The organism is Candidatus Streptomyces philanthi (assembly GCF_059553635.1).
Genome location: NZ_JCANQV010000015.1, coordinates 1 through 16,493, shown reverse-complemented (window position 1 = coordinate 16,493; position 16,493 = coordinate 1). Strand labels below are relative to the sequence as shown.

Genomic DNA, 16,493 nt, shown 5'->3' with positions numbered 1-16,493 from the left:
CCCGCGCTGCTACCGGCGGGTGGCGCGCGCCTCTTCGTCGGCCGCGCCGCCCGCGCCGACCAGGCCGACCCGCCGGCCGTCGAGGCGGCCGCCGAGGCGTCGCATCTCGCGCTGGCCCACCGTCCCGATGAGCGAGGGGAGGTAGCCGCGGACGGACTGCATGCCGCGCAGCCACCACTGGCCGTAGACGTGGGGGGCGCGGCGTTCGATGCCCGTGACGATCCGTTCGACGGCGGGGCCCAGGGGATAGGTCTTGTTCGACGGCCAGGGCAGCCGGGAGCGCAGTTCGCGCATCACGTCGTCCTGGTCGGCGCCGCGCACCATGTCGGTGTCGGTCCAGCTGAGGTAGCCGACGCCGACGCGTACGCCCTTGTGGCCGACCTCGGCGCGCAGGCTGTGCGCGAACGCCTCGACCCCCGACTTGGAGGCGCAGTACGCGCTCATCAGCGGGGCCGGGGTGAGCGCCGCCAGGGAGGCGATCTGGAGGAAGTAGCCGCGGGAGGTCGTCAGGGCGGGCAGGAAGGCGCGGCCGGTGACGGCGCTGCCGATGAGGTTGACCTCGATGACCCGCCGCCAGGCGTCGGGGTCGGAGCCGGCGAACGGTCCGCCGGTGGCGACCCCGGCGTTGGCGACCACCACGTCGGTCTTCCCGAAGCGCGCCGTGACCTCGTCGGCGACCTGGGCCATCGCCGTGTGGTCGGTGACATCGGCGTGCCAGTGGTGCGCGGGGCCGTGGAGGGAGGCGGCCACGTCGCGCAGCGCGTCCGGTTCCAGGCCGACGAGGGCGAGGGTGGCGCCGCGCGCCGACAGTTTGCGGGCGAGCAGCGCGCCCACGCCGCGTGCCGCGCCGGTGACGACGACGACCTGTCCCCGCAGGTCCGTGCCTCCGCGTCCGCTCATGCCGCCTTCTCCTTCTTGCGCCGGGTGGTGGTGTCGTGCGCGGGGACGGCCGGTGCCGTCGCGCCGGTGAGGTGGGCGGTGACGAGGTCCCGCAGCCCGGTGATGATCACGTCGGGGACCTCCAGGGGCGTCATGTGCCCCACGCCCGGCAGGACGGTCAGCCCCCGGCAGTCGGGCAGGACGGACGCGATGCGCCGGGCGTGCGCCCAGGGGGTGAGCCGGTCGGCGGTGCCCGCGACGACCACCGTCGGCAGGTCGAGGCGGGAGGCGCCGCGGATCTCCTGGAGGCCGGCCAGGACCCGGCCCCAGCGGGAGCGGACGCCGGGCCGGCAGGCGTAGACGATCCGGGTGCCGGCCTCGATCTGTTCGGCGGTGGCGCCGGGGCCCATCGTCACATAGCGCGTGATCTTCTTACCGAGTGCGGTGACGGGGCCCAGCGGGACGCGTGTGGTGAGCATCAGGGTGTGGGCGAGGTGGCGGGCGCGGCGGCCGGGTACCGGGATCACCCGTGCCTCGGCGGGCAGTTCGGCGGCGCCGGTGCTGCACAGCAGGGCGGCGGCGGCGCGGGCGCGCAGGGCGGGTCGTTCGGCGGCCGCCATGATCGTCATGCCGCCCATGGAGTGGCCGCCGACGACGGCGCGTTCGCCGGGCTCCAGGGTGGCCTCCAGGACGGCGACGAGGTCGTCGGCGAGGGCGCGGGTGCCGTAACCGTCCGGGCCGACGGCGGGGGTGCGGCCGTGGCCGCGCAGATCGTAGGTGATCACCTTGTGGTCGGCGGCGAGGTCGCGGACGACCGGGGCCCAGAAGGCGGTGGAGCAGGTCCAGCCGTGCACCAGGACGACGGCGGGGGCGTCCTCGGGGCCGTGGATCTCGGTGTGCAGCGGGGCGCCGTCGGTGGAGACGACGGTCAGGGTGCGGCGGGGCGCCGGGGGCGCGTACCGCCCGGTGGTGACGTGTCCGGGCCTGCTCATGCGGCCACCTCCGTGGTCGTCGGGTCGTCGTGCCGTACGTGGGGGCGGGGGGTGCCGGCGGGCCGCAGCACCTCGTACTCGGCGAGGTCGACGCGGCGGGTGAGCCGTTTGAACTCGGCTGTGCTGCCGGGCCAGGCCGTGGTGTTGCGGCCGTTGGCGTCGAGGTACCAGCTGTTGCAGCCGGTGGCCCACACCGTGCGGCCCATCCGCTGCTGGACGAAGCGGTTCCAGGACCGTACGGCGGAGGGGCGGGCGCTGAGCGCGGTGCGGTCGCCGAGGATGTCGAGTTGGCGCAGGTAGTCGGCAAGATAGTTGAGTTGGGCCTCGATCATCAGGACCATGGAACTGTTCCCGAGACCGGTGTTGGGGCCGATGAGGGTGAGGAAGTTGGGGAAGCCGGCCGCGGTGGCGCCGCGCAGCGCCTCCATACCGTCCTTCCACTCCTCGGCCAGGGTGGTGCCGTGCGCGCCCGTCACCCGGTGGGCGATCGGCAGGTCCGTCACCCGGAACCCGGTCCCGAAGACGATGGCGTCCGCCTCCGTCTCGCTCCCGTCCGCCCCGATCAGCACATTTCCCCGCACCTCGCTCAGCCCTGCGGGGACCACGTCCACGTTGGGGCGGGCCAGCGCCGGATAGTAGGTGTTGGAGAGCAGGATGCGCTTGCACCCGATGCGGTAGTCGGGAGTGAGCTTGGCCCGCAGCTCCGGGTCCTCGACCGCGCGCCGCAGATGGCGTTTGGCCAGCGTCTCGACCAGGCCCAGTTGGTCGGGCCGCTTGGTGAAGGCGCTGACCTGGAGTTCTCGGACGCCCCACAGCAGGGCGCGGCGGGCGGCGCGGGTGGCGGGGACCTTGTCGTGCAGCCAGCGTTCGGCGGCGGTGATCTGCCGGTCGGCGCGCGGCAGTACCCAGGCGGGGGTGCGCTGGAAGACGGTGAGGCGTGCGGTCAGGGGCTGGATCTCGGGGACGATCTGGATCGCGGAGGCGCCGGTGCCGATCATCGCGACACGCTTGCCGCGCAGGTCGTAGTCATGGTCCCAGCGGGCGGAGTGGAAGATCTCGCCGGGGAAGGTGCCGATGCCCGGGACGTCGGGGGTCTTGGGGTCCGAGAGCGGTCCGGTCGCGGAGACGACGACATCGGCGGTGAGCGCGCCGGAGGCGGTCTCGATCTCCCAGTGCAACTGCTCGGTGTTCCACCGCAGGTTGAGAACCTCGGCGTGGAAGCGCAGGTGCGGGCGGAGCCCGAAGGTGTCGGTGAGGTGCTCCAGGTAGGCGCGGATGTGCGGCTGGCCGGAGAAGTTGCGCGGCCAGCGGGGGTTGGGGGCGAAGGAGAACGAGTACAGGTGCGAGGGGACGTCACAGGCGCACCCCGGGTAGGTGTTGTCCCGCCAGGTCCCGCCGACCGCTCCGGCCCTCTCCAGTACCACGAAGTCGGTGATCCCCTCGCGGCGCAGCCGTACCGCCGCGCCCAGGCCACCGAAGCCCGATCCGATCACCGCCACCCGTACGTGTTCCCGTTCGCGCCCGGCCATGCCTCGCCTCCCGAGTCCGCCTCGATCGCGCCAGCAATCACTGGCATGGTGGGAGCGTAGAGCAGTCCCGTACCGAGCGGTAGGGGTTGTACGACGGGAAGTTACCGCCGGTCGCACCCACGGCCGCCGGTCGCCCCCGCAGCCGCCGGACACCACCCGCATAGGGTGAACGGGTGGCAGCGAACGAGACCCCGCACGAGAAGCGCACGCAAGGCGAGTTCCGGACGGCCGAACTGGCCGAGAAGGCCGGCATCACCGTCCGTACCCTGCGCTTCTACCGCGAACGCAAGCTCCTGCCCGCGCCCCGCCGCGAGGGCAGGATCGCCTGGTACAACGAGCACCACCTCGCCCGGCTCCGCACCATCGCGGCCCTCCTGGAACGCGGCCACACCCTCGGCGGCATCGCCGAACTCCTCGCCGCCTTCGACAGCGGTCGCGATGTCGGCGAACTCCTCGGCCTGGACCCGTCCTTCGCCTCCCCCTGGTCCGAGGAGACCCCCGTCCGTCTCGCCCCGGAGGAGCTGGCCGACCACTTCAAGGACGACATCACCGCCGAGAACCTCGCCGCCTCCCTCGACATCGGCTATCTCGCGGTGGACGGCGAGGAGTTCGTCCACATCAGCCGCCGGCTGCTCGACGCCTCCGCCGAACTCGTCGCCCGCGGTGTCCCGCTGGCCACCGTCCTGCGCGCAGGACGCGAGGTCCGCTCCCATGTCGACGCCCTCGCCGACCTCTTCATCAACGTCATCACCACCCATGTCCTGTCCGGCCCCCTCGACCGCGTCACCTCCGGCCGCCCCCTCTCCCCCACCGAACTCGCCGACCTCTCCGACTCCGTCGAAAAGCTCCGCCCACTCGCCAAGGGCATCGTCGACGCCGAACTCTCCCTCGCCATGGACCGCCGCATCCGCGCCGCCTTGGGCGCCCGGCCCGGCAAGGAAGAAGGGGCGGGGAGGGACGAAGGGGCGGGGAGGGACAACTGAAACCGCCCCTCCGGCCCGGCAAGGAAGAAGGGGCGGAGAAGGACGGCTGAAACCGCCCTCTCCGCCCCCTCCACCCCTCGGCGCGCCTCTCCGCCTCCCGGCGGGCCCGGCTCCTACAGGTCGTACGCCACCGTCACCGGCGCATGATCGCTCCACCGCCGGTCGTAGCTCTCCGCCCGCTCCACGAACGCCTTCACCGCCCGCCCGGCCAGCCCCTCCGTCGCGAGGTGGTAGTCGATGCGCCAGCCCGCGTCGGTGTCAAAGGCCCGCCCCCGGTACGACCACCAGGAGTACGGCCCGTCCACGTCCGGGTGCAGGGCGCGGACGACGTCCACGTACCGGGCCTCGTCCAGGACCTGGGTGAACCAGGCGCGTTCCTCCGGCAGGAACCCGGCCTTCTTCCGGTTGGCCTTCCAGTTCTTCAGGTCGGCCTCCTGGTGCGCGATGTTCCAGTCGCCGCACACCAGCACCTCGCGCCCGTCCGCCGCGGCCCGCTCCCGCAGCCCCGCCAGATACGGCAGGAACTCGGCCATGAAGCGTTCCTTCTCGTCCTGCCGCTCCGTACCGACCTCGCCGGACGGCAGGTAGAGGCTGGCGACGGTCACCCCAGGAAGATCGACTTCGGCGTACCGCCCGCTCCCGTCGAACTCCTCCGACCCGAATCCCACCTGGACGCGGTCGGGCTCGCGCCGGGTGTAGAGCGACACCCCCGCACGCCCCTTCGCGGCCGCCGGAGCGTGCACCACATGCCACCCCTCGGGCTCACGAACTTCCCCCGGCAACTGCTCCGGCTCGGCCCGCACCTCCTGGAGGCACAACACATCCGCCTCGGTCTCCGCCAGCCACGGCAGAAACCCCTTCTTGGCCGCGGCACGCAGTCCATTCACATTCACGGTGGTCACGGTGAGCATTCCGGCACGATACCCATCAAACGGAGCGCGCTCCTCCGGCCTCGCGCAGCGGGCGGACCGAGGGGCGCGGCCCGTCCGCCCGGTGTTCTCGGCGCGACCAGGAGTGACGCACTGATCCCGCCCGCGTACGTGCGGCGCGACGGAGAGGCCGATCTCACATCGCCGGCTCCGGGCGGCCGACCTGCCACGCGCCTCCGGCCCGGCCGAGCGCCCCGGACGTCTCCGCTGCCCTCACGCCCCCTCGTCGCGGAGTTCCGGGAAGCCCGGCGGCGAGGCCCCTACCTCCGCAGAGAGAGGTAGGGGGCCGCCCGGCCGGAGCGCTCGCGTTCTGGCCGGCCGGGCGGCGCCACCTCATCTCTACGGGGGATGGGGCCAGTCATGTTGACGTACGAATCGCAGGCCGCCGGATCACAGGCCGTGTACCGGCACGACGAAGGGGAGGCCGAGGAGGCCCGCAGCGAACTGGCCGCCGCCCTCAAAGGCGTTGGCATCACGCTGCCGTCCCTCGGCGTCTCCGTCGGAGAGATCGCCGGGCGGGAGATCGCACTGGTGGATCTCAGCCGGTGCAACATCCCCACGACGCGGAAACTCGCCGCCGTACTACGCGAGTTCGCCGAACGACGCGACGAGTAACCACCTTCGGTCTCCTCACGGCCGGCCGATCGAAATCCCGGCCGTGAGGCGCCCTCCCCGAAATGGCGTGGGAGGGCGGGCCGTCCGGCGGGCGCTGTGGACCACCGGCCGGGCGGCCGCATCGGGGGCGACAAGAAAGAGCCGGCGAACCCGTGTGAGGCCCCGCAATGGCAAAAGAGAAGACCGGTAAGGAAAAAGGAAGCACCGCCGACCTCTCCGACAAGGTGAAGGCCGAGAAGAAGAAGTCCGACTACCGGACCGCGACCGGATCGGGGAAATGGGGATGCCCAAAATCCGCCGACGCCGACGCCTCCGGTTCTCGTACGACGGCCTCTTCTGGGGCGCCGTCTTCGTCTTCTTCTCCTGGGGCGGCGCCATGACCGTGGCCCTCCTGCTGGCCACCGGCACCCTCCGCTCCTGACAGCACAGTCCTCCCACCCCGGCGCGACAGCCCCCCGCGTCCGGGGCGGGAACCGGGTGGTGCACTGACGGTCACCACCCTGAGCCGTCCCCGCTGCGCTCGTCCAACAGCACCCCGCAGCGGGGACGGCCCCCTATCGCCCGGGGAACGCGGCAGCCGCAAGCCCGGCGGCACCACGTATCGGGGCATGGCACCCGATACGTCCTCGCACCCCGTTCCCCTTCCCCCGTACGATTCCCCGAATGGAGATACGCCCCGTCCGCTACGACGATCCCGACGCGACCAGGCTCGACGCGCTGGTCCAGCAGGAGTACGTACGACGCTACGGGGAGACCGACGTCACACCGCTCGACCCGGAGATGTTCGTCCCGCCTCGCGGCACCTACCTGCTCGCCTACGAGAACGGTGTCCCGCTCGCCACCGGTGGCTGGCGCCTCCAGGAGGACCTCACCACCGGCTACGCGCTCGGCGACGCCGAGATCAAGCGCATGTTCGTGGTCCCCGAGGCCCGCGGCCGGGGCCTGGCCCGCCGCATCCTGTCGGCCCTGGAGACGGACGCCCACGCCGCGGGCCGCACCCGCATGGTCCTCGAAACCGGCACCGAACAACCCGAGGCGATCTCCCTCTACACCTCGTGCGGCTACCGCATGCTCGACGAGACGGACAAGTTCGGCCACTACCGGACGTACGACGACAGCCGCTGCATGGTGAAAACACTGCGGAGGTGAGGGAGCGCCTTCCGATAGCGCCCCGCGCAGTCGGGGCACCCGACCGGTCCCTGGAAGCGGAAGGGCTTATTTTTTCGAGTACTCCAGAACGGACGCCATCAACAGGACCGTCCCGACGGCGCCCAGTACAAGGCTCCCGAGGAGACTCAGCAACCCTCGCCCCTCCACAAGGCCAAGAACGAATCCCACCAGGCCCGCGAAGGCAGCCAGACAGCCAAAGAGGATCACCGGAAACGCTCTAAGGTTCAGGAAAGAGCCAAGCAGCCCATTGAGATCCCGCAGGAGAGCAATCCCCTTGCTCCGAGGTCTACGCGACCGGTCCGTCCCCTCCACGGGTCTTCCCCTTCCCATACTCCCGGTTAAACTGATCCGGCGCTACGTTCAGGCTCTGCTTCTCTTTCTTCTCCGGGTCGGCTTCAGGCGTGTAGGCATAGTCGATGCCCGTCGCGGCGATGGCAACGGGCACGCCGAACACTTTCCCGGCCCCCTTGAGGATCCCACTGCCGATCTTGTTCACTGCAGATCCACCACCCGCACCCAGCTTCTGTCCTGTCGCTTGCGCCATCCCAGCGAGAGCATTCGGCGGGGTGCCACCTACGAAGTAGTTCCAGGCTTCCCCCCATCTGCCATGCAGTGCAGAATCTCCGGCGTTGATCCATGACTTGTAGCTGAAGAACTCCGCCACGGGTTTGACGGTGCCACTGCCCCAGGGCTCGGCACCCAGCGTGTGCACGCCGACGCTGGAAGGCTTTTGAGAGGCTCTCTTGTACGAGTTGATCGACGTGTAGACCTTGCCGTTGAATCCGCCCTCCGCTCTTCCCGCAGTGTTGCGTTGGAGCGCCTGAGAGGCGAGCTCGTCCGTTTCGTCCGCGTCGTCGAGGATCTTTTTGATCCTGCCGGTGAAGTCCTCGATCTTCGCTCTCTGCAGAGCGCGGAGTTCTTCGTTATCGGGGTCGCCCTGGTTCGGTAGGTCCTTGGTGATGTCGTTGCGGGCCTCGACACGGCCGGTACCACTGACCACCAGCCCTCGCCCCGGTGCCTCTCCATCGGCAATTTCGTGGAGGTCGGCCTTGCGTTTCTTCAGCCTGCTGTGGGCGTCGCGCAGGACACCCCGAACGCCCTTCGCCTCGGCGACTGCTTCCGTAAGCTCCTTATCGGCTTCCTCGATCTGCTGGGCTGCCATCACCGAGGCTAGGTCAGTGCTTTGCCAGCCAGCCTGTTGGAACGTTTTGGAGACATCGCGCGTGAATGCTTCGTCGAGGGCTTCGAGGTGATGGATCTGAGTTTCCCATGCCTCGATGGCGTTGTTCAGACCGTTCAGATCGAGGTGGTAGAGCTGCTCATACGTCACCATGTGCCGTCACCTCATCCGAAGGGAGTCGGCCTGGGCGCGGACTTGAAAGTGGCCGCGTTCTCATGCTCCGACCGCTCATAGTTGTCCGCGGTGGCAGAACACTTGGCATGTATCTCGCGTAAATTCCTGACGAGTCCAGCGACTTGTTCGTCCCAAGTTCCCGTCGTCTGGACCATGACCGCGCCCAACCTGCCGTCCCAGTTGGGACCTTTGAGGGCCGTAGCCGCGTGCACGGTCTCATCCTTGGCGCCACGCCCCTTGGTGTGCAGCTCGCCCGCGAGTTCCAAGGAGCTGTTACCGGACTGACGCAACTTCTCCGAGCTGTCGATCCGAGTGGTGCCACCTCCACTTTTCGAGTGGGGAGGGTTGGGAGTGGTTCCCCAAGTCATTACGTGATCCCCCTTCACGGCAATGATCTTTGCGGGCACGAGAGCCAACCTTCTGATCACCGGCACCCACCGGTGGCGATCGGCCACGTATACCAAGGTTGCCCTATTAGGCATTACATCCGCTCTGCAGATGACAATCAAGGAATATTCACGATGACCAACGGGCCAATGCGCTAGGCCAATTCCGGCCACAACAGCGTTAACGCCTGCCGACGTATCGATTGAGCACCGACCACCGCTGCCACGACCAGCTCCTTCCCTGTTCGCGGCAGCAAGAACCCGACCGGTCCGGTCCTGAGGCTCGCCTGCCGTCGTGGTCCCGCTGCGCGGGGAGCGTCCCCGCGCAGCGGGGTCGGTCAGATGCCGAACGGGGCGGCGTAGTGGACGGTGCCGCCGGGCAGCGGGTGGTCGGCGTTGAGAGCGAGGGCCATCAGGGCCTCGTCCGGGACGTCGATGGTCAGGCCGATGCCGTGGGCGGAGGCGCGGGTGAAGCCGAACCGGGGGTAGTAGGCCGGGTGGCCCAGGACGACGACATGGCGCTCGCCCGCGTCCTTGGCCGCCGCCAGGGCCGCCAGGACGGCGGCGGAGCCGACGCCGCGATGTTGGTACTCGGGCCGGACGGCGACCGGGCCCAGGCACAGGGCCGGGGCGTCGTCGATGTGGCAGCGGGTCAGCAGGGCGTGGCCGACGAGGTGGCCGTTCTCGTCCTCGGCGACGAGGGAGAGGCCGTCGAGCCAGGCGCTCGGGTCGGCGCGCAGGGCGTCGACGAGGTCGGCCTCTTCCGTGGTGGGGAAGGCGGCGAGGTTGATCTCGCGGACGGCGGCGATGTCGTCGTGGTTCTCGGCGCGGGTGATCCATGTGGTGCTCATGGTTGAGGAAGGTCCGTTTCGGGGTGAGGTGCGGGGTGTGGTGGCCGTCAGCCGGAACCGGGTCGTGCTCTCCTCGGTGGCCCACCGGTGGAAGCCGGACTTCTCCAGCACGCGGGTGGAGGACGGGTTCGCATGTTCCACGGTGGCGGACACCGTGTGGACGCCGGGCGCGGTGACGGCGAATGCCGCCAGGGCGCGGGTCGCCTCGGAGGCGTAGCCCCGGCCACGGCGGGAGGGCACGATGCCGTACCCGATCTCGACGACGCCGTCGCCGGGCGGCCAGAACAGGCCGATCGAGCCGACCACCGAGCCGCTTCCGCGCTCGATGACCAAGCGGTGGCCGTACGGGCCGAGCCAGGCGGGGTGTTGGTCGAAGAGGCCGGCGATCACACGATCGCCTTCGGCGGGGAAGTCGTCCGCCCAGTGCGGGAATCTGCTGCCATCGAGGACCGCGGTGGCCTCGTTCGTGGCCAGGGCCGGAGGACGAGACGTTCGGTGGTCAGGTCGCCGTGCGGGGGCGAAGAAGAGGGAGACACGTGTTTCTCCTGGTCGTGGGAACGACCCGGGCCGCGCTCCTGTCTATCGCGCGGGCCGGACGAGGGCATGCTGACGAGGGCCGACGGCAGCCATGGTCATCAACCTCCCCTGTCCTGTGCTCACGCGTCTGTCACGCCGGCGCGACGGTAGTAGCTGTTCCCTGGCCGGGGCAACACATTTTCGAATGCGCACGTGAACGGTCTTCTGATCGGAGTGCCGGTCCCAGGGAGTTCCCTCCCCCCGTGAGGGAACCCCTGGACGACTCGATGCGGCGGCCGTAACGGAACGATGCCGCGCAGCGCCGCTCAGCCGAGGGGCAGTTCCAGACGGGCCTCACTCCCGTTCGGTGAGCTGATGGTGGTGGTACCACTGCTGCCGTCCTCGCCCGCGAACGAGTACAGCGGGTCGCGGCTGTTGACGACCAGGGCGAGACGGTGGCCGGTCGGCAGGTCGTAGGCGGTGGGCTGGAGCTGCCAGCTGATGGTGCTGTTGACGTTCGGGGTCAGATCGGAGGCGGTGTACGGCTCGTGCGTGATGATCCTCGCGGGGGCGTCCGGGGGGACGTCGTACAGGTAGGCCACCAAGGTGGCGGCGTCCGTGCTGCTGCGCAGGGTCAGGTGCACGGTGGCGGCGCCCCTGATGCGCCGGGCCACGTCCCCTTGGCCGGTCAGCGGGTCGGTCGACCAGACCAGCAGGTGTGAGCGTTCGAACTCCGCCAGGTCGTAGGGCCTGGGGTTGCCGAACCACTCCTCCTGCCCGCTGTCCAGGAGGATGCCCGCGATGGCCTTGGTCAGGCTGCCGGCGGTGAAGTCCCGTGACCATCCGGAGGCCGGCTTGTCGGACAGCGCGCCGTCGCCGGAACCGTTGGCGCCCGTGAGGTACCAGGGCTCGCCGCCGGTGGTGACGTCGTCCCATGACGCGTGCGGCTCGCGGCGCGCCGGAACGGTGATCAGGTGGGTGCCGCCCGGGATGGGGCTGGTCCGGTAGGTGAACATGGTCTGGATGTTCACCGCCGGCCGGTCCGGCACGCCGTTGTCCTTGTCGAGCAGGTAGTGGTCCAGCCACTCGTACGCCTCCCGGACCGGCGCCCACAGCCCGGGGAACGGGACACCGCCCGGCAGGCCGGCCAGGCCGGCGCCCTCGGGGGCGCCGTGGTCGCCGATCCACACGTTCAGCCGCTTCGGCACGGTGAGCCGGTTGAACGTGTCGACCACCGAGCCGAGCGGGAACACGGTCTCGTGCCAGGTGTTCGAGAGGAAGGTCGGGACTCCGCGCTTGTTGGTGAGGTCCACGTAGGTCTGCGGGGAGCGCTTGGTGCCCCAGTCGACCACGGCGTCGAGGTTGCGGCCGCAGAGGAAGTCCTTGAGGAGTTGCTGGTTCTCCTCGTCGAACTTGTCCTCCAGCGGCCCGCCGGCGAGGTCGATCAGCGTCTGGACGGCTTCGATGTGCCGGGTGCCGTTGTGGTAGAGGCTGGTGGCGAGGTTGCCCCAGGTGCTCAGCGCGACGACGGCGGAGACGCGGCGGTGGGCCTGGTCGTGCGCGGCGGCCAGCTGGCCGATCCCGGAGCCGTAGGACTCGCCGAGGAAGCCGATCCGGGACGGGGCGAAGTACTGCTCCGCGAAGTCGATGACCTTCAGGCCGTCGGCACAGTCCTTGGGGCCCGCGACGTCGATGAACCCCTCGGAGGTGTACGGCAGGTTGGGGAAGCCGAGACCGCGCGGGGTGTAGGCGAGGACGTGGTAACCCCGCCGCGCCAGGGTGAGGTAGGAGTACAGGAAGATCAGCCAGCCCAGCGGATTCCAGCTGGCGGGCACGATCACGACCGGGTGCGGCTCCCCGTCGTTCAGTTTGATGGCGTACGCCGAGAGGCTGATGGTGCCCGGCAGGCCGACGGTGTCCGGCACGTCGATACGGAGGGACTCGAACGTGGTGCGCTGCCGGACGCCGGCCACCAATTCCTTCAGCTCCGGGGGGAGTTCGACGCCCGGTTCGCCCTGGAGGGCCGCGAGCAGGGCCCGGGACACGTTGACGACGGACGGGTTGACGGTGTGGCCGGGGCCCCAGATGCCGTTGGCGGCGATATCGGTGAGTGTCGCGTCGGCGATCGGCGGGATCGGTTCTCCAGCAGTAGCCATACGGGCACCTCTTTCCGTGACGAATGCGCGACCGTGGGTAACCCTGCCACTGAAGCGCCGGGCCTCGGCACCGGCGTCGCACGACACTCCCCGATAGGCGTAACCCGCCACGACATCGGGCAACCGGCGCGCTCCTCGTGGTTCAATCCGGCGCTCTTCGTGGCCCCATCGGCGCCCTTCCGCCCGCCGGACTCCGCCCCCCATACCGCGCCCCCTACCAGGGGCCGCCCTACCAAGGCCCACCCCGCCCCCCGGTTGACACCGCCCCCCACCCCACCCCCATACTCATTCCACTAATGAACTAGCTAATAGGGGGATCTGGTGAGTCACCCGAGCCCGTGGGCGATCGAGGCGGTCGGCCTGGGGAAGAAGTACCGCCGTGGCTGGGCGTTGCGGGACTGTTCGTTCCGGCTTCCGGCGGGGCGGGTCTGCGCGCTCGTCGGGCCGAACGGGGCGGGCAAGAGCACGCTGCTGGGCATCGCGTCCCGGCTGTCGACGGCGACGGAGGGCGAACTGCGGCTGTGCGGGGTGCCGGTGAGCGACCCGGCCGTGCTGCGGCACGTCGCGTTCCTCGCGCAGGACAAGCCGCTCTACCCACGCTTCACGGTGGCCGAGACGCTGCGGCTGGGCCGCGAGCTGAACCCGCGCTGGGACGACGCGCTGGCCACCCGCATCATCCGCTCGGGAGACTTCCCGCTCACCGCGCGGATCGGCTCCCTCTCCGGCGGGCAGCGCACCCGGGTCGCCCTGGCGCTCGCCTTCGGCAAGCGGCCCGAACTGCTGCTGCTCGACGAGCCGATGTCCGACCTCGACCCGCTGGCCCGGCACGAGCTGTCCGGGCTGCTGATGGCCGAGGCGGCCGAGAACGGCACCACCGTCCTGATGGCGTCCCACATCCTCGCCGAACTGGAGGAGATGTGCGACCACCTCCTCGTCCTCGCCGAGGGCCGGCTGCGGATGGCGGGCCCGGCGGACGACATCGTCGACGAGCACGCGCTGATCACCGGGCTGGCCGTGGACGGCGGGGTACCGGAGGAGCTGCGGCGGCGGCACACCGTCGTCGAGTCCCGGGTGAGCGGGCGGCAGTTCACCACCCTGGTCCGGCGCGGCGGGCCGCTCGATGACGGCTGGGAGGTGCGGTCCCCCGGTCTGGAGGAGGTCCTGCTGGCGTATCTGCGCTCGCGCGAAGCGCCGACGCTCGTCCTGGACGAGGCGGAGGACGGCGACGGGCGGGGGGCCGCGGCGTGAGCGGGACGGTGGCGGCCGGTACGGAGGGAACGACGAGTGGAGCGGGCGCGGTGAACGAGGCGGTCACGACGGACGGGAAGCGGCAGGAGGCCGCCGGGGCCGGGCGGCACGGCCCGTTCCGCGGCATGGTCTGGGTGATGTGGCGGCGCAGCCGGGGGACGATCCTGCTGTGCCTGGCCCTCACCGCGGTGACCTGCGCGGTCTTCGCGTACCAGCGCATCGGGCTGATGGAGTTCCTGGACGCGCACGGCGCCGCTTCGGACGCCGCGAACCGGAACCGCATGACGTTCCAGGACCGCTACAGCGACATGTTCAACGGCGACGCCGGGCTCCTGGCGTTCGTACCGGTCCTGCTGGGGGTCTTCCTCGGCGCCCCGGCGATCGCCGGTGAGCGGGAGTCGGGCACGATCCGGCTGGCCCTCACGCAGTCGTACGGCCGCGGCCACTGGATCGCCGCCGCGCTCGCCGTGCCGCTGGCCGTGACGCTGGTGTGCACCACCGCGCTGTCGGTCACCTTCCGGTGGCTGTGGGAACCGGCCCATGAGCTGGCGTTCTTCGGTGACTGGCTGACGGGCGGCGCGTTCGACACCACCGGGCCCGTGCCCGTCGCCATGGCGCTGCTCCTCGTGTCCTTCGGCATGGCCCTGGGCACGCTGCTCCGTCGGACCGTGCCGACGATGGGGCTGACCCTGGTGACGGCGGCGGCCGGCGCCCTCGCCTGGAGCAAGCTCCTCCCGGTGCTGGGCACGCTGCGCCGCGCGACCGCGCCGATCAACAGCGGCGGCCCCGAGATACCGGCGGGCGCCGTGGAGGTGGACGCCTGGCGGAGCACCGCCGACGGCACGCTGTTCGGCCTCAATACCTGCTCCGACGACGAGACCGGCGCCTGCCGCGCGAAGCTGGGCATCGTCAACGACGTCACCGAGTACTTCGACTTCGGGCAGATGACGGGAATGCAGTGGACGGGTGCGGCGATCCTGCTGGCACTGGCCGCGGTGGTGCTGGGATTCGTGGTGTGGCGGGTGCGCCGGTGGCCCCTGTGAGTGACGGCAGAGCCGTGACCTGCCCGGACGGCACACCACGGCCCGCCGGCGCTTTGACACCCGGGCCGGGCGGGCCGATCATCGAGCCGGTAGCGGCGGGCCGGGACACGGCAGGGGCGGGAGGACGGTGAGCGTCATGGAGTTCCGCATCGACCGGCGCAGCGGCGTCGCCACGTACCTCCAGATCGTCCACCAGGTCCAGCAGGCCCTGCGGCTCGGCATCCTGGTGGAGGGCGACCGGCTGCCGACGGCCGCGCAGGTCGCCGCCACGACGAAGGTCAACCCGAACACCACCCTCAAGGCGTACCGGGAGCTGGAACGCGAGGGCCTGGTCGAGCCGCGGCCGGGCCTGGGCACCTTCGTCAGCCGCACCCTCGCCCGCCCCCGCTCCGACGCCGACGCGCGGCTGCGCGAGGAGCTGGGGGCATGGATGGACCGGGCCCGCGGCCAGGGCCTGGCCCGGGAGGACGTCGAGGCGGTGCTGAACGCGGTACTGGAGGAGCGCTACCCGCACGGCACCACGGTGGCGCCGCCGTCCTCCCAGCGAAAGGCACCGCGATGAGCTATTCGGTCGGACAGGTCTCCGGCTTCGCGGGGGTCACGGTGCGCACCCTGCACCACTACGACAAGACCGGACTGCTCTCCCCCAGCGACCGCAGCCCCGCCGGCTACCGCCTCTACAGCGACACCGACCTCGCCAGGCTCCAGAAGATCCTCTTCTACCGGGAGCTGGGCTTCCCGCTCGACGAGATCGCCGTCATCCTCGACGACCCGGACGCCGACCCCCTGGACCATCTGCGGGCCCGGCACCGCCGCCTCACCGAGGAGATCACCCGGTTGCGGCGGCTCGTCGAGGTCGCCGAGCAGGCGATGGAGGTGCAGCGGACCGGGGTGCGGCTGACGCCGGAGGAACGGTTCGCGGTGTTCGGCGAGGTCGCCTTCGACCTCAGCTACGCCACCGAGGCCCAGCTCAAGTGGCACGACAGTGAGGGGTACCAAAGCGCGATGGCGCGGGCCGGTACCCACTCCAAGGAGGACTGGGCGCGGCTGATGGCCGAGGCGGCGCGGTGGCGGCAGCGGCTGCTCGCCGCGTTCGACGCCGGTGAGCCCGCGGACGGTACGGCGGCGATGGACCTCGCCGAGGAGCACCGCGCGCATCTCACCCGCTGGTTCACCGACTGCCCCACCGACATGCACGGCCGTATCGCCGACGACTTCGCGGCCGATCCGCGGGCCTTCGCGCTCCTCGTCCCGCCGCCGGAGCAACGTCCCGGCCTCGCCGCGTATCTGCGTACGGCGGTGCACGCCAACGCGGTCCGCCAGTCCCCCGCCCTCCCGGAGGAACGATGAAGATCCTGATCACGGCCGCCGGCTCGTACGGCGATGTCGCCCCCTACACCGGTGTCGGCGCCGCCCTCCTGGCCGCCGGACACGATGTCGCACTGGCCACGCACGACACCTTCGCCCCGCTGGCCAAGGCCGCGGGCCTGGAGTTCCGTCCGCTGCCCGCCGATCCGCGCGCCGGACGGCCCGGCGCACAGGCGCCGCAGGGCAACCGCGCCCTGATGCGCCGGGCCGCGGAGTTCGTCCGGGAACTCGGGGGCGGGCTCGCCGACGCGATGACCCCGGACACCGAACTGCTGCTGCTCTCCGCCACCACCGCCCCGCTCGGCCGGCACCTGTGCGAGGCCCACGGCATCCCGTCGCTCGACCTGCCCCTCCAGCCCGCCGCGCCCACCGGCGACTTCGCGCCCGTCGTCAGCGGCGGCCGGTCCCTGGGGCGGGCGGGCAACCGCCTCGCCGGCCGGCTCTCGCTCCGCGTCGTCGACCGGCTCTACACGG

General features: G+C 70.9%; 16 protein-coding genes and 1 pseudogene. 9 read left to right on the top strand and 8 right to left on the bottom strand.

Annotation, left to right across the window (positions count from 1 at the left end; translation table 11 throughout):
* Positions 1–9: 9 nt before the first annotated feature.
* From AC51EU_RS04015 to AC51EU_RS04005, 3 genes are read right to left on the bottom strand one after another with little or no spacing between them, the layout of a single operon-like run.
* Positions 10–900, bottom strand: a complete 891-nt coding sequence (locus tag AC51EU_RS04015; protein WP_496265222.1) for an SDR family oxidoreductase — start codon at positions 898–900, stop codon at positions 10–12.
* Positions 897–1,871: an alpha/beta fold hydrolase gene (locus AC51EU_RS04010; RefSeq protein ID WP_496265221.1), complete on the bottom strand. Its 975-nt coding sequence runs from the start codon at positions 1,869–1,871 to the stop codon at positions 897–899. Before AC51EU_RS04010 ends, AC51EU_RS04015 begins: the two co-directional genes overlap by 4 nt.
* On the bottom strand, positions 1,868–3,400 hold the full coding sequence (locus AC51EU_RS04005; RefSeq protein WP_496265220.1) for a flavin-containing monooxygenase: 1,533 nt from the start codon (positions 3,398–3,400) through the stop codon (positions 1,868–1,870). The genes AC51EU_RS04010 and AC51EU_RS04005 overlap by 4 nt, the downstream gene beginning before the upstream one ends.
* Before the next feature lie 173 nt (positions 3,401–3,573).
* Between AC51EU_RS04005 and AC51EU_RS04000 the strand changes: the two genes are divergently transcribed.
* Entirely contained in the window at positions 3,574–4,383 is an 810-nt protein-coding gene (locus AC51EU_RS04000) for a MerR family transcriptional regulator (RefSeq protein ID WP_496265219.1), read from the top strand.
* A gap of 113 nt (positions 4,384–4,496) precedes the next feature.
* Here AC51EU_RS04000 and AC51EU_RS03995 read toward each other — a convergent pair whose 3' ends face one another.
* The gene (locus AC51EU_RS03995; RefSeq protein WP_496265218.1) at positions 4,497–5,294 is read right to left on the bottom strand and encodes an exodeoxyribonuclease III; all 798 of its coding nucleotides are present in this window, start codon (positions 5,292–5,294) and stop codon (positions 4,497–4,499) included.
* Between the two features lie 378 nt (positions 5,295–5,672).
* On the opposite strand from AC51EU_RS03995, the gene AC51EU_RS03990 reads away from it, so the two are divergent.
* The 3 genes from AC51EU_RS03990 (at position 5,673) to AC51EU_RS03980 (ending at position 7,076) form a co-directional block, all read left to right on the top strand.
* Positions 5,673–5,927, top strand: a complete 255-nt coding sequence (locus AC51EU_RS03990) for a hypothetical protein (protein ID WP_496265217.1) — start codon at positions 5,673–5,675, stop codon at positions 5,925–5,927.
* A gap of 283 nt (positions 5,928–6,210) precedes the next feature.
* A complete protein-coding gene (locus tag AC51EU_RS03985) occupies positions 6,211–6,348 on the top strand; it encodes a hypothetical protein (RefSeq protein ID WP_496265216.1) in 138 nt (45 codons plus the stop codon).
* A 242-nt stretch (positions 6,349–6,590) separates the two neighbouring features.
* Positions 6,591–7,076, top strand: coding sequence for a GNAT family N-acetyltransferase (locus AC51EU_RS03980; protein ID WP_496265215.1), 486 nt, complete (start codon positions 6,591–6,593; stop codon positions 7,074–7,076).
* A gap of 307 nt (positions 7,077–7,383) precedes the next feature.
* Here the strand turns inward: AC51EU_RS03980 and AC51EU_RS03975 are convergent, their stop codons facing one another.
* From AC51EU_RS03975 to AC51EU_RS03960, 4 genes and pseudogenes are all read right to left on the bottom strand, one after another.
* A complete protein-coding gene (locus AC51EU_RS03975) occupies positions 7,384–8,430 on the bottom strand; it encodes a hypothetical protein (RefSeq protein ID WP_496265214.1) in 1,047 nt (348 codons plus the stop codon).
* 745 nt (positions 8,431–9,175) lie between these two features.
* On the bottom strand, positions 9,176–9,688 hold the full coding sequence (locus AC51EU_RS03970) for a GNAT family N-acetyltransferase (RefSeq protein WP_496265242.1): 513 nt from the start codon (positions 9,686–9,688) through the stop codon (positions 9,176–9,178).
* Positions 9,689–9,733: 45 nt separating this feature from the next.
* A pseudogene (locus AC51EU_RS03965) lies at positions 9,734–10,224 on the bottom strand (GNAT family N-acetyltransferase); the annotation flags it as partial.
* A gap of 306 nt (positions 10,225–10,530) precedes the next feature.
* Entirely contained in the window at positions 10,531–12,360 is a 1,830-nt protein-coding gene (locus AC51EU_RS03960; protein WP_496265213.1) for a CocE/NonD family hydrolase, read from the bottom strand.
* Positions 12,361–12,681: 321 nt separating this feature from the next.
* Between AC51EU_RS03960 and AC51EU_RS03955 the strand changes: the two genes are divergently transcribed.
* The 5 genes from AC51EU_RS03955 to AC51EU_RS03935 form a co-directional block, all read left to right on the top strand.
* Positions 12,682–13,608 carry an ABC transporter ATP-binding protein gene (locus AC51EU_RS03955; protein WP_496265212.1) on the top strand — a complete coding sequence of 309 codons (927 nt, stop codon included), beginning with the start codon at positions 12,682–12,684 and terminating at the stop codon, positions 13,606–13,608.
* A 50-nt stretch (positions 13,609–13,658) separates the two neighbouring features.
* Complete coding sequence (locus tag AC51EU_RS03950; RefSeq protein ID WP_496265211.1) at positions 13,659–14,651, top strand: ABC-2 membrane transporter-related protein; 993 nt, start codon at positions 13,659–13,661, stop codon at positions 14,649–14,651.
* A gap of 136 nt (positions 14,652–14,787) precedes the next feature.
* On the top strand, positions 14,788–15,213 hold the full coding sequence (locus AC51EU_RS03945; protein ID WP_496265210.1) for a GntR family transcriptional regulator: 426 nt from the start codon (positions 14,788–14,790) through the stop codon (positions 15,211–15,213).
* Positions 15,210–16,001 (top strand): MerR family transcriptional regulator, encoded by a 792-nt coding sequence (locus AC51EU_RS03940; RefSeq protein ID WP_496265209.1) that lies wholly within the window; start codon positions 15,210–15,212, stop codon positions 15,999–16,001. Before AC51EU_RS03945 ends, AC51EU_RS03940 begins: the two co-directional genes overlap by 4 nt.
* On the top strand, positions 15,998–16,493 hold a 496-nt coding region (locus AC51EU_RS03935; protein WP_496265208.1), incomplete at its 3' end, for a glycosyltransferase. The genes AC51EU_RS03940 and AC51EU_RS03935, both read left to right, overlap by 4 nt.